The sequence below is a fragment of the Mycolicibacterium holsaticum DSM 44478 = JCM 12374 genome, assembly GCF_019645835.1.
Taxonomy (GTDB): Bacteria; Actinomycetota; Actinomycetes; order Mycobacteriales; family Mycobacteriaceae; genus Mycobacterium; species Mycobacterium holsaticum.
The window spans coordinates 5,229,345-5,241,773 of the sequence record NZ_CP080998.1 but is presented as its reverse complement, the minus strand read 5'-3'; the positions used below and the strand labels follow the sequence as shown (position 1 = coordinate 5,241,773).

The following is a 12,429-nucleotide window of genomic DNA, read 5'->3' as shown; positions in this document are numbered from 1 at the left end:
ACAACTGATGCGAAAACGACTGCATACAAAGGTTTTCCACCTCACCATCTATGCGACCGTGTGTACGTTCTTGACCTTCGCGCTCATCGCCATCCTCGCGCAGTTGAGATTTCAACCGCAGCAGACATACTCGGCTGTGTTCGCGAACGTCTCCGGCCTGCGGCCAGGCGACTTTGTCCGAGTCGCCGGCGTGGAGGTCGGTAAGGTCAAAAAGCTCACCGTGCGGCGTGACTCCACCGTGCTCGTCGAGTTCGGGACGAACGACTCGGTCATGCTCACCGACAGCACCCGGGCTGCGGTGCGCTTCAAAGACCTGATCGGCGGCCGGTTTCTGGCGCTTGAACAGAAGCCGGGTGACATCAAACGACTTGACCCAGGATCGACCATCCCGCTGAGCCGAACAGAGCCGGCACTGGACCTCGAGGCGCTGGTCGGCGGGTTCCGGCCACTATTCCGTGCACTGGATCCGGATCAAGTGAACCGACTGACCGGTCAGCTGATTTCTGCCTTCCAGGGCCAGGGCGTGACGATGAACTCCATCCTCGCAGAAACCGCGTCGCTGACCAACACCCTTGCCGATCGCGACCAATTGATCGGTGAGGTAATCGGAAACTTGAACATCGTTCTAGGTTCCCTCGGCGATCACACGAATCAATTTGCGACTGCGGTCGATTCGGTATCGGAACTCGTCGCAGGCCTGGAAGCGCGCAAGGAAGACATCAGCAGCGGCATCGCGTACGCCAACGCCGCGGCTGGATCGATCACCGAACTCTTGAAACAGGCCCGGCCGCCGATAAAAACGGTGGTACATGAGGCTGACCGGGTCTCGGCCGCTGTGGTTGCGGACCACGAGTACGTCGACAATCTACTCAAGACCCTGCCCGACGCATACCAATTACTCGACAGGCTCGCACTTTACGGCGACTTCTTCAGCTTCTACATGTGTGAAGTCGTACTGAAGCTAAATGGTAAAGGCGGCCAGCCCGTGTACGTCAAGCTGGTCGGCCAGAAGTCCGGGAGGTGTACGCCGAAATGACCAGGTTCACCGAACGGAACCCCTCCACCGTGGGTGCCATTGGCATCACGTTGACGGTCACTGCTGCTTTGATCACGTTGAACTACGACAAATTACCCTTCGTTCATACGGGAAAGAACTACGAGGCGTACTTCACCGAGGCAGGTGGTCTCCGGCCCGGCAGCACCGTCGCCGTGTCGGGTTATGACGTCGGAGAAGTCTCCAGTATCGAACTCGAGGGCCCAGGCGTGTTGGTCAAATTCCAGATCGACGACGTACATCTGGGCGAGCGAACTGAGGCATCGATCAGGCTGGAGGGACTACTCGGCACCAGGCACCTAGAGCTCACACCACGTGGCGAGGGTGAGCTCACCGAACCGATACCTCTGGAACGAACCACTTCACCCTATGAGCTTCCCGATGCGCTAGGAGATCTCACTGAGACGATCAGCGGTTTGGACACTGATCAGTTGTCCGATTCACTGGCCGTCCTCACGGAAACGTTTTCTGATACCGCACCTGCTTTGAAGGCGGCGGTGAAAGGTGTCGGCCGCGTGTCCGAGACATTGGACAGGCGCGATGAGCACCTCCGGAACCTCCTGAAGAACGCTAACAAGGCCACGGCGGTCCTCGCCGAACGCAGCGACAAGGTGGTGAAGTTGGTGGGTGATACCAACGCCTTGCTAATCGAGTTGCAATCGCAAAGTACCGCCCTGGACAACATCGCGAACAACCTTTCAGCGCTAGGTCAGGAGTTGAAAGGCTTTATCGTCGAGAACAATCAAGCGGTAAGGCCTATGCTGGACAAACTGAACGGCGCGTTGACTATCGTCGACAACCGCAAGAGCGATGTGCAACTGGCGATCAAGAAGCTCAACCCCTACGCGCTCGGTTTGGGCGAGGCGCTGGCGTCGGGCCCGTTCTTCAAGGCCTACGTCGTCAACCTGCTGCCCGGACAGTTCGTGCAACCGTTCGTCGATGCTGCGTTCTCCGATCTTGGATTGGACCCCAACGTCCTTGCGCCCACCGAGCGCGCCGACCCGCAAGTTGGTCAACCGGCGACACCTCCGCTGCCGGTGCCGTATCCGCGAACCGGCCAGGGCGGCGCACCGCATTTGACACTTCCCGACGCAATCACCGGCAAGCCCGGCGATTCTCGATATCCCTATCGGGAACCACTGCCAGCCCCCCCGCCGGGTGGCCCACCGCCGGGACCGCCTGCAATCAGTGCAGGATCGACGCCAGGAGCCGGCGGGCCAGCCGATGAGCGTCAACCAGCTGAAGAGGGTGGACAGTGAAGATCAGTAAACTGACCGCCGCAGTCGCCGTGGCGTTGACGTTGGTTCTTGTCGGCGGAATCGTGACCGTTACTCGTACGGCGGCCAGGATCGGTCGAACCAATGTCGTTGGCTACTTTGACAATAGCAACGGTATTTACGTCGGTGACCATGTCGTCATCCGCGGCGTTCCTGTCGGTGAGATCGAAAGGATAGAGCCGGAGCCCGACCGGGTGAAGATCTCATTTTGGTACGACAGCAAGCATCCGGTGCCGGCCGACGCAAAGGCGGTGATCTTGTCACCCACATTGATCACGGCCCGGGCAATACAGTTGACCCCCGCCTACAGTGCGGGCCCGGTCATGAAGGATGACGCGACCATTCCCCAAAACCGTACCGCCGTCCCGGTCGAGTGGGACGACCTGCGGGTACAACTCGAAAAGCTCACCGAGACACTACAACCAACAGAGCCAGGGGGCGTCAGCACCCTCGGAGGATTCGTCAGCACCGCCGCCGACAACCTACGCGGTGAGGGTACGAACATCCGCGATAGCCTGACGAAGTTGTCGCGGGCGCTCTCCGCGCTCGGCGACCACAGCGACGATCTGTTCTCTTCGATCAAGAATCTCTCAACCCTGGTGTCAGCGCTGGAGAACAGCGATGATCTGCTCACGACATTGAACCAGAACCTCGCCTCCGCGACGCGACTGGTGGCCAACGATCCCAACGAGGTGGGAAATGCGATCCGCGATCTCAGTGACGTTGCTGACGATGCCACCAAGTTCGTGGTTGAGAACCGCGAGGCGCTGGGCGTTACTTCGGACAAGCTGGCGTCGGTTTCCAACGCGGTTGTCGAGAGCCTTGACGACATCAAGCAGGCCCTGCATGTCTTCCCGAGCACTGCGCAGAACTTCGTCAATATCTACCAGCCGGCGCAGGGCACGCTGACCGGAATCTTGGCTGCCAACAACTTCGCTAACCCAGTACAGTTCTTGTGCGGTGCAATTCAGGCGGCGTCACAGTTGGGTGCCGAGCAATCTGCGAAGCTCTGTGTCCAGTACCTCGCGCCCATCATCAAGAACCGTCAGTTAAACTTTCCCCCGCTTGGCATGAACCCGTTCGTCGGAGCAACGGCTCGGCCCAACGAGCTGACCTACAGCGAAGACTGGCTGCGTCCCGACTACATCCCACCCACCCCACCGCCGGCCGCGCCAACGGCTCTGCCGGCCGAGGAAGGCGCACAAGCATCCCCCCACGGGGCAGCTGTGACAGAGTCGGAGGGCGGGCTGCGGGGAATGATGATGCCGCAGGGGGCGGGGCAATGACCAGATCTGCCACTCTTGGTCGAATCGCCGCTCGGTCACTTTTGGCCATATCCATTGCTATGCTGCCCGCCTGCTCGGAGTTCCAGGGGCTTAACTCGGTGAAGTTGCCGGGAACCAAAGGTGGTGGCCCGGGTTCTTTTACCATTCAGGCGCAGCTCCCCGATGTGCAGAACCTGGAACGGAATTCTCGCGTTCGCGTCGACGATGTGACGGTCGGGAACGTGGCGAAGACTGAAGTTCAGGGTTGGCATGCGTTGGTGACGTTGACACTTGACGGCGACGTCGACCTGCCGGCCAATGCGACGGCCACCATTGGTCAGACCAGCCTGTTGGGCTCCGCGCATATCGAGCTGGCGCCGCCGACGGATGTTCCGCCAGAGGGCAAATTGAGGGAGGGCGCGCTGATTCCACTGTCGTCAGCCGGCGCGCACCCGTCAACAGAAGAGACCCTCGCCGCAGTTGCGATGGTGCTCAACGGGGGCGGTGTAGGGCATGTTCAAGACATCGTCACCGCATTGAGCACGGCCGTCACCGGTCGCGAGAATGACCTGAAAAGCCTCATCGAGCAATCAGATACCTTTGTCGGCCATCTCGATGACCAAAAAGACGACATCGTCTCGGCGACCGACAGCCTCAACAGCCTTGTCGGGCAATTCGCCGAGCAAAGGCCGGTGATCGACAAGGCGCTCGAGACTGTGCCGCAAGCGTTGACGGTCCTCAAGGACGAGCGCGAGGTTCTCGCGGATGCGGCGGCACAGGGCGGCAAGCTCAGTGCGCTGGTGACTGAGACCGTTGAGCAGACCAAAGAGAATCTGGTCAAGGAGCTGCACGATCTGGGTCCGGTGCTGAAATCGCTCGCTGACGCCGGACCGTCACTGACCCGGTCCCTGGACCTACTGTCGACGCTACCCTTCCCCAAACCGACGCTGGAGAAGTGGATTCGGGGTGACTACGCGAATCTCACCGCCGTCGTCGACCTGACGTTGAGCCGTATTGACGCGTCGTTGTTCACCGGTACCCGCTGGGAGGGGGATCTGACCGAACTCGAGCTGCAGTGGGGCCGCACCATCGGTCAGATGCCTAGTCCGTACACGGCGGCTAATCCGCTGGTTGCCCCCTACCGTTTCGATCAAGGGCCGTGACATGCGTTTGAAACGATCGATCAGAATCCAATTGGTGGTCTTCACGGTGATCGCAACATTTGCGATCGCGGTAATGTTCTTCGGTTATATGAAGGTTCCCGCAACGTTTTTCGGTGTCGGGCATTACACCGTGACCGTGCAGTTGCCCGAAGCGGGTGGGCTGTACTCGGAAGGTAATGTCACGTACCGAGGTGTCAAGGTCGGTCGCATCATCGACGTCCATCTGACCGACACCGGAGCCGCGGCTGTGCTCAGTTTGAAGTCGGGCATTGACATCCCTGCCGACCTCGACGCTGAAGTACACAGTGTTTCGGCGGTAGGCGAACAATATGTGGCGTTGTTACCCCGTGATCGGAGTGCATCGCCGTTGAAAGATGGCGATGTGATCTCGGCGGACCGCACCAGTATTCCGCCGAACATCAACTCGCTATTGGCTTCTGCTAACCGCGGGCTGAAGGCGATACCTCGAGATGATCTGAAGACAGTGGTCGATGAATCGTATGCGGCGGTCGGCGGTCTGGGGCCGGATCTTTCCCGGCTGCTCAAGAACACGATCACCCTGTCCAGAGGTGCGCGGGAGAGCCTGGACTCGATTGTCACCCTGATCGACGATTCAAAGCCCTTGTTGGACACCCAGATCAATTCATCGGATTCCATTCAGGCATGGGCGTCCAACTTGGCCACCGTCACAGCGCAATTGGAAAACACCGACGCCGACGTAGAGGGCTTGTTGAAAAAGGGCAGTCAGTCGACCGACGAGGTGCGGCTGCTGCTCGACCGGGTGAAGCCGACGCTGCCGGTCATACTGGCCAACTTGGTTAGCGTCGGCGAGGTTGCGGTTGCGTACCGGGACAACATCGAGACGCTGCTCGTGGCGGTACCGCAGGCGGTGGGGAACGTTCAGGGGATATTGGTAGCCAACGCTGGGACCAAACAGGACTACGCCGGCGCCTATCTGAGCTTCAACCTGAACTTAAACGCGCCACCGCCGTGCACGACCGGCTTCCTACCTGTCCAGCAACAGCGAGCCGCCGTTCATCAAGACGCACCTGATATTCCGGCAGGCAGCTTCTACTGCCGAATTCCGCAGGATTCTCAGATCACCGCGGTCCGCGGCGCCCGCAACTTGCCGTGCGCAACGAAGCCGGGTAAACGCGCACCGACGGTAAAGATGTGTGAGAGCGACGAAGAGTATGTGCCGCTCAACGACGGGGTCAACTGGAAGGGTGATCCGAACGCGACGCTGTCGGGGCAGGGCATTCCACAGTTCCCGCCCGGTGAAACGGCACCGATGCCAGCCGCGGAGCCACCGCCGGTCGCCGTCGTACAGTACGACCCCGCCACGGGTAGTTATGTCGGACCCGATGGGCAGGCCTACACCCAACGGGACCTAACCGGTCGTGCCGGGGAGGAGAAGTCGTGGCAGCAGATGTTGATACCACCGACCGGAAACTAAGCGATGAGAGTTTGGTGAAAAGGCGCCGTGCCGCCGCGTTGGTACTCGTCGTCCTGGCTACTGGCGGGTGTTCATCGGTTGCTGGGCAGGGTCAGTCCGAACAATTGCCGCCAGGTACGGCGCAGCTCAGCGTCAGGGGCGAGGATGCCGCCGTGGTCGAGGCCGCAAATTGTGTGCCGAACAAGCACTTGACGATGATCACAATCGGAGATGGGCCTCCGGTTGCAGTCGCCATGATTTCGAGTACCGATGGGCTAGCGGTTGAATGGGTCAGGTTGCATGATGTTGCCGGCTTCAGCGGTAGCTACAACGACGGCCTCGGGGGCGAGGCGGATGTAACTCTCGTCGGGGCGACCTATCAGATCTCAGGTGTAGCCGACGGTTTCGACAACGAGAATCCCAGCAGACCGACAGCCGAAACATTCGCAATCGACGTTTCGTGTTAGTGGCGGTTCCGCGGCCCGCATACAGCCGCGGTGCCGTTACCCCCGCCGGAACAGCTTGTTGCCCAACCACACCACCGGGTCGTAGCGCCGCCCGGCGACGCGCTCCTTCATCGGGATGATCGCGTTGTCGGTGATCTTGATGTGCTCGGGGCACACCTCGGTACAGCACTTGGTGATGTTGCACAGACCCAGACCGGCCTCATCCTGAGCCAGGTCGCGCCGATCCGCCGTATCGAGCGGGTGCATCTCCAGTTCCGCGGTCCGGATGAAGTACCGCGGGCCCGCGAACGCCTTCTTGTTCTCCTCGTGGTCGCGCATCACGTGACAGACGTTCTGGCACAGGAAGCACTCGATGCACTTGCGGAACTCCTGCGACCGGTTCACGTCCACCTGCTGCATCCGGTACTCGCCCGGCTGCAGATCCTTGGGCGGCTTGAACGACGGGATCTCCCGCGCCTTCTCGTAGTTAAACGACACGTCGGTGACAAGGTCGCGGATGACCGGGAAGGTCCGCAGCGGCGTCACGGTGATGGTCTCGGACGGATCGAACGTCGACATCCGCGTCATGCACATCAGCCGGGGCATGCCGTTGATCTCCGCCGAGCACGAGCCGCACTTACCGGCCTTGCAGTTCCACCGCACCGCGAGATCGCCGGCCTGGGTCTGCTGCAGCCGGTGGATGACGTCGAGCACCACCTCGCCGTCGTTGGCGGCGACGGTGAAATCCTGCAGCGCGCCGCTTTCATCGTCACCGCGCCAGATCCGCAGGTTTGCCTGGTAGCTCATGCACCTCTCCTTGCCGAGTGGTTGGCGAGCTCTTCTGGGGTGAAGTACTTCTCCAACTCGTCGATTTCGATCAACTCGAGCAGGTCCTCACGCATCGGCACCTGGTCCTCGCGGGTGACCGTGATTTCGGGAACGACGGCTTCGCCCTCGGCGCGACACACCAGCAGCGTCTTGCGCCACGTCGACTCCATCGACGGGTAGTCGTCGCGGGTGTGTCCGCCGCGGCTCTCGGTGCGTTCCAGCGCCGCCTTGGCCACACACTCGCTGACCAGCAGCATGTTGCGCAGATCGATGGCCAGATGCCAGCCCGGGTTGTAGTGCCGGTCGCCCTCCACCCGAACACGCTTGTACCGCTCGCGAAGTTCCTTGAGCTTCTCGATCGCCTCGGACACCTCGTCGGCCTTGCGGATGATCCCGACCAGGCTGTTCATCGTGTCCTGCAGGTCCAGTTGCAGTGTGTAGGGGTTCTCGGCGGGCTCCCCGTTGCCCGGCCCCTCGAACGGGGCGAGCGCCAATTCGGCCGCACCGGTCACGGCGTCCTCCGACACCGTGGGCCGCTGCGTGAGCGAGCGTACGTACTCGGCCGCACCGAGCCCGGCGCGCCGGCCGAACACCAGCAGGTCCGACAGCGAGTTGCCGCCGAGCCGGTTGGACCCGTGCATACCGCCCGAGCACTCGCCCGCGGCGAACAGGCCCGCGGTCTTGGCGGCCCCGGTGTCCGGATCGACCTCGATGCCGCCCATCACGTAGTGGCACGTCGGCCCGACCTCCATGGGCTCCTTGGTGATGTCGACCTCGGCGAGCTCCATGAACTGGTGGTACATCGACGGCAGCCGGCGTTTGATCTCCTCGGCGGGCAGCCGCGAGGCGATGTCGAGGTAGACACCGCCGTGCGGGCTACCGCGGTTCGCCTTGACCTCGGAGTTGATGGCGCGGGCCACCTCGTCGCGGGGCAGCAGATCGGGGGTGCGGCGGGCGGCGTCGTTGTCCTTGAGCCACTTGTCGGCTTCCTCGATGGATTCCGCGTACTGGCCCTTGAACACCGCCGGGATGTAGTCGAACATGAACCGCTTGCCCTCGGAGTTCTTGAGCACCCCGCCGTCGCCGCGGACACCTTCGGTGACCAGGATGCCCTTCACGCTGGGCGGCCACACCATGCCGGTCGGATGGAACTGGACGAACTCCATGTTGATCAGCGTCGCGCCTGCGCGCAGGGCCAGCGCGTGACCGTCGCCGGTGTACTCCCACGAGTTCGACGTCACCTTGTAGGACTTGCCGATTCCGCCGGTGGCCAGCACCACCGCGGGCGTCTCGAACAGGACGAAGTTGCCGGTTTCGCGCCAATACCCGAAGGCACCCGCGATTCGGTCACCATCCTTGATCAGGTCGGTGATGGTGCATTCGTGGAACACCCGGACCCGGGCCTCGTAGTCGCCGAACTCGGCCTTGTCCTCCTGCTGCAGCGAGACGATCTTCTGCTGCAGCGTGCGGATGATCTCCAGACCGGTCCGGTCACCGACGTGGGCCAGCCGCGGGTACGTGTGGCCACCGAAGTTGCGCTGGCTGATCTTGCCGTCCTTGGTGCGGTCGAACAGCGCGCCGTATGTCTCGAGCTCCCAGACCCGGTCGGGTGCCTCCTTGGCGTGCAGTTCGGCCATGCGCCAATTGTTCAGGAACTTCCCGCCGCGCATGGTGTCCTTGAAATGGACCTGCCAGTTGTCCTTCGGGTTGGCATTACCCATCGCCGCCGCGCAGCCGCCCTCGGCCATCACGGTGTGTGCCTTACCGAACAACGACTTGGTGATGACCGCGACCTTCAGGCCACGCTCTCGCGCCTCGATAACCGCGCGCAAACCAGCACCGCCGGCACCTATCACGATCACGTCGTAGGAGTGCCGTTCAACTTCCGCCATATACCCTCACTGCCTATCGCAAGAACGAATGAAAACGGCTGTTAGCCAATGAATCTGAGATCAGAAATCGTGCCGCTGGCGACCAGCATGATGTAGAAGTCGGTAAAGGCCAACGTGCCCAAGGTGATCCAGGCGAACAACATGTGTCTGGCGTTCAGCCAAGAGACCCGGGTCCAGAACTGGTACCGAACCGGGTGTTTCGAGAAGTGCTTGAGCCGACCACCGATGAGGTGCCGGCACGAATGGCATCCGGCGGTGTAGGCCCACAACATCAGCACGTTGACGATGAGGATGACGTTGCCCAAGCCGAAGCCGAATCCGCTCGCGGTGTTCGGGGAGTGGAACGCCGAGAGCGCGTCGTAGGTGTTGAGCAGCGTCACCAGCAGCGCGAAGTAGAAGAAGTACCGATGGCCGTTCTGGAAGATCAGAGGGAACCGCGTTTCACCGGTATAGCCGACGCGCGGTTCGGGCACCGCGCAGGCGGTGGGCGACTGCCATACCGACCGGTAGTAGGCCTTGCGGTAGTAGTAGCAGGTGATCCGGAAGCCCAGCAGCACCGGCAGCACCAGCATCCCAAGCGGAATCCACGGCGGGAAGTGTCCCAGCCAGACGCCGAGGTGGCTGGCGCCCGGCTCGCAGGCGGCGCTGATGCAGGGTGAGTAAAACGGCGTCAGGTAGTGGTAGTCCGAAACCCAGTAGGCGCTGCCCCAGAACGCCCGGACCGTCGCGTAGATGATGAAAGCCGACAGCCCGAGGTTCACCATCAGCGGTGGCAGCCACCACCGATCGGTACGCAACGTGCGCTGCGGGACCTCGGCGCGTTTGGGCGAGAATACGCCGGACGCAGGACGGTCGGCGGTCGGTGCGCTCACTGTTCCCTTTCGATGTCGATTTATCCCGGTGGCGGCACGCGCTTATCGCGTGCCGCCGAGACCCTCGTCGTCGACCCCGCGCCAAAAATCGGTGTCGTAGGTGGTGTCCGGGATCGGAATTCGCTCGCCGGACTGGTGCTGATAGGTCACACCACGGGCGAGCTCCAGCTCGTCGACGTCAATGTCGAGACGATCGATGTCGTTGAGAAGGCGTTCGGCATCGTTGACGATGCGACGTGTGGCGGGGGTGTCCCCGTATCTCGACGCCAGCGAAGTCGCACACCGCCGCAGTCTGCCGATTAGCTCGTGCAGCTCGGCGAGTTCGGTAGTGCTGGACAATTGACCTCCTTGGGCTGAAGGTGTCAGGAATCACCGTACGACACCTGATGCTAGCCACATCATGCGGTTCAGCGTGAGACAGATCACGTTGAACTACCTGCAACGATGCCGACAACGGAGGTGGGCCAATGTCCGATCAGACCCTGAGTCAGCGGGCCGACGCCCTGCTGGCCATGCACCAACCCGGCAACCCGGTGATCCTGCCGACGGTGTGGGACGCGTGGTCGGCGCAGTTGGCGGTCGACGCCGGGTTTGCTGCGCTGACGATCGGCAGCCATCCGGTCGCCACCTCGGTCGGCAAAGACGACCAGGAGGGCATGGCGTTCACGGATCTGCTGACGTGCGTCAAGCAGATCACCTCGGTCGTTGACGTGCCGGTCTCGGTCGACCTCGAATCGGGATACGGCCAGGCGCCTGCCCGCCTGATCGAGGGCCTGCTCGACGCGGGCGGGGTCGGGCTGAACATCGAGGACAGCGTGCACAGCGAAGGCGGCAGGCTGCGGTCGGTGACCGAGCATGCCGAGTTGGTCGGTGCGCTGCGCAACGCCGCGGACGACACGGGCGTGCACGTCGTCGTCAACGCCCGCACCGATCTGTTTCTGCGCCAGGACGGCGACGAATCCGACCGCGTCGACCGCGCCATCGCGCGGCTGACGGCGGCCGCCTCCGAGGGCGCAGACGTGCTGTACCCGGTGGGCCGACACGACGCAGATACCTTGCGCCGGTTGGCGACCGAGCTTCCGCTGCCGATCAACGCGATCGCGTTACCCGACCAGGATGACCCGGCGAGCTTCGGCCCGCTCGGCGTCGGCCGGATCAGCTTCGGGCCGTTCCTGCAGCGTGCACTTTCCGGCCGGGTCAGCGAGATCCTGCAGCGTTGGGCATAGGTTACGGGCCGTGGCAGACAACGAAGACGAGCCGATCTGGTACGAGCAGCAGCCGGTGGTGCTGGCTGCCGGCGCGGTCGCGCTGATCCTGCTGGCCGTGCTTGTCTACGCGGTGATGCGGACCTCCGACGCGGCTAAAACGCCGGAGACCATACCGCCGCCGGCACCGTCGCCGGCCCTCACCACCTACCCGACGTCCTCGACGTCGACCACCAGCTACTCGCGGCCCAGCGTGCAGACCAGTCAGGACAACACCGGTGTGCCGCCCACGTCCTCCACCACCACGACCACCACGACCACCACGACCACCACGAGGACGACGACGACCACCAGCCCGACGACGACCACAACGACCACGACGACGACGAGCTACCCCGAAGACGACGAATCCGGTGGAGCCTGAGCTCCACCGGATTCCCGTACTTGGTGACAGTGTCTCGTTACTTGTTGTCGATTGCGATGCGCTTGGTCTCGGCGCCGCGGTGGGCGCCGGCTACGCGGACGGACAGCACACCCTTGTCGTACGACGCGGAGATGGCGTCCTCGGTGACGTGGGCCGGCAGCTTGAACGACCGCCGGAACGACCCGTAACGCATCTCCCGTAGCGTGCGACCGTCCTTGTCCTCGGCCCGCTCGTCGCGCCGCTCACCGTGAATCACTAGGTAGCCACGGTCCAGGTCGACGTTGACGTCCTTCTCGACATCGACGCCGGGCAGTTCGACGCGGACCACCGCGTCATCGCCGTCCCTGACGATCTCCGTGGCGGGGGTGAACGCGCCGCCGAACCAGTCCTCGGAGGTGGCGGGGCCAAAGAAGTCCCGCACCCAACGATCGATGTCCCACGCGGGACGGGTTCGCAATGCCAAAGTGCTCATCTGTTGCCTCCTCGTTGCCTGTCGACCGGCCCCACGCCGGCTTCTACCCGATAGAACTTGAGTCACCTACGCTCATGTTCCCGGCGGCTGTTCGCC

The 12,429-nt window shown here is 62.5% G+C and carries 13 protein-coding genes; 8 read left to right on the top strand and 5 right to left on the bottom strand.

The genetic code is table 11. From position 1 onward, the window contains the following. Nucleotides 1–7: 7 nt before the first annotated feature. The 6 genes from K3U96_RS25130 to K3U96_RS25105 are packed head-to-tail and all read left to right on the top strand — an operon-like array spanning nt 8 to nt 6,661. Nucleotides 8–1,036, top strand: a complete 1,029-nt coding sequence (locus K3U96_RS25130; RefSeq protein WP_220691448.1) for an MCE family protein — start codon at nt 8–10, stop codon at nt 1,034–1,036. Next, entirely contained in the window at nt 1,033–2,313 is a 1,281-nt protein-coding gene (locus K3U96_RS25125) for an MCE family protein (protein WP_220691447.1), read from the top strand. The genes K3U96_RS25130 and K3U96_RS25125 overlap by 4 nt, the downstream gene beginning before the upstream one ends. Before the next feature lie 2 nt (nt 2,314–2,315). Next, the gene (locus tag K3U96_RS25120; protein WP_220693692.1) at nt 2,316–3,617 is read left to right on the top strand and encodes an MCE family protein; all 1,302 of its coding nucleotides are present in this window, start codon (nt 2,316–2,318) and stop codon (nt 3,615–3,617) included. Continuing rightward, the gene (locus K3U96_RS25115) at nt 3,614–4,759 is read left to right on the top strand and encodes an MCE family protein (protein WP_220691446.1); all 1,146 of its coding nucleotides are present in this window, start codon (nt 3,614–3,616) and stop codon (nt 4,757–4,759) included. The genes K3U96_RS25120 and K3U96_RS25115 overlap by 4 nt, the downstream gene beginning before the upstream one ends. 1 nt (nt 4,760) lies before the next feature. Continuing rightward, nucleotides 4,761–6,215: an MCE family protein gene (locus K3U96_RS25110; RefSeq protein WP_220691445.1), complete on the top strand. Its 1,455-nt coding sequence runs from the start codon at nt 4,761–4,763 to the stop codon at nt 6,213–6,215. After that, the gene (locus tag K3U96_RS25105; protein WP_220691444.1) at nt 6,179–6,661 is read left to right on the top strand and encodes a lipoprotein LpqH; all 483 of its coding nucleotides are present in this window, start codon (nt 6,179–6,181) and stop codon (nt 6,659–6,661) included. Before K3U96_RS25110 ends, K3U96_RS25105 begins: the two co-directional genes overlap by 37 nt. 36 nt (nt 6,662–6,697) lie before the next feature. On the opposite strand, the gene K3U96_RS25100 is transcribed toward K3U96_RS25105, so the two are convergent. Genes K3U96_RS25100 through K3U96_RS25085 form a run of 4 tightly spaced genes read right to left on the bottom strand, consistent with a single transcriptional unit; the run spans nt 6,698 to nt 10,571 of the window. Then, nucleotides 6,698–7,447 carry a succinate dehydrogenase/fumarate reductase iron-sulfur subunit gene (locus K3U96_RS25100; RefSeq protein ID WP_220691443.1) on the bottom strand — a complete coding sequence of 250 codons (750 nt, stop codon included), beginning with the start codon at nt 7,445–7,447 and terminating at the stop codon, nt 6,698–6,700. Beyond that, nucleotides 7,444–9,360, bottom strand: coding sequence for a fumarate reductase/succinate dehydrogenase flavoprotein subunit (locus K3U96_RS25095; RefSeq protein ID WP_220691442.1), 1,917 nt, complete (start codon nt 9,358–9,360; stop codon nt 7,444–7,446). The genes K3U96_RS25100 and K3U96_RS25095 overlap by 4 nt, the downstream gene beginning before the upstream one ends. Before the next feature lie 41 nt (nt 9,361–9,401). Next, nucleotides 9,402–10,232, bottom strand: a complete 831-nt coding sequence (sdhC, locus tag K3U96_RS25090; RefSeq protein WP_069407775.1) for a succinate dehydrogenase subunit SdhC — start codon at nt 10,230–10,232, stop codon at nt 9,402–9,404. Between the two features lie 42 nt (nt 10,233–10,274). Next, nucleotides 10,275–10,571, bottom strand: coding sequence for an Rv0250c family protein (locus tag K3U96_RS25085; RefSeq protein WP_069407776.1), 297 nt, complete (start codon nt 10,569–10,571; stop codon nt 10,275–10,277). A gap of 128 nt (nt 10,572–10,699) precedes the next feature. Between K3U96_RS25085 and K3U96_RS25080 the strand changes: the two genes are divergently transcribed. Together K3U96_RS25080 and K3U96_RS25075 are read left to right on the top strand one after the other, a co-directional pair. Further along, the gene (locus K3U96_RS25080) at nt 10,700–11,458 is read left to right on the top strand and encodes an isocitrate lyase/PEP mutase family protein (protein WP_220691441.1); all 759 of its coding nucleotides are present in this window, start codon (nt 10,700–10,702) and stop codon (nt 11,456–11,458) included. Between the two features lie 10 nt (nt 11,459–11,468). Next, a complete protein-coding gene (locus K3U96_RS25075; RefSeq protein ID WP_220691440.1) occupies nt 11,469–11,861 on the top strand; it encodes a hypothetical protein in 393 nt (130 codons plus the stop codon). A 37-nt stretch (nt 11,862–11,898) separates the two neighbouring features. Here the strand turns inward: K3U96_RS25075 and K3U96_RS25070 are convergent, their stop codons facing one another. Beyond that, the gene (locus K3U96_RS25070) at nt 11,899–12,333 is read right to left on the bottom strand and encodes an Hsp20/alpha crystallin family protein (protein WP_069407734.1); all 435 of its coding nucleotides are present in this window, start codon (nt 12,331–12,333) and stop codon (nt 11,899–11,901) included. Nucleotides 12,334–12,429: the final 96 nt, after the last annotated feature.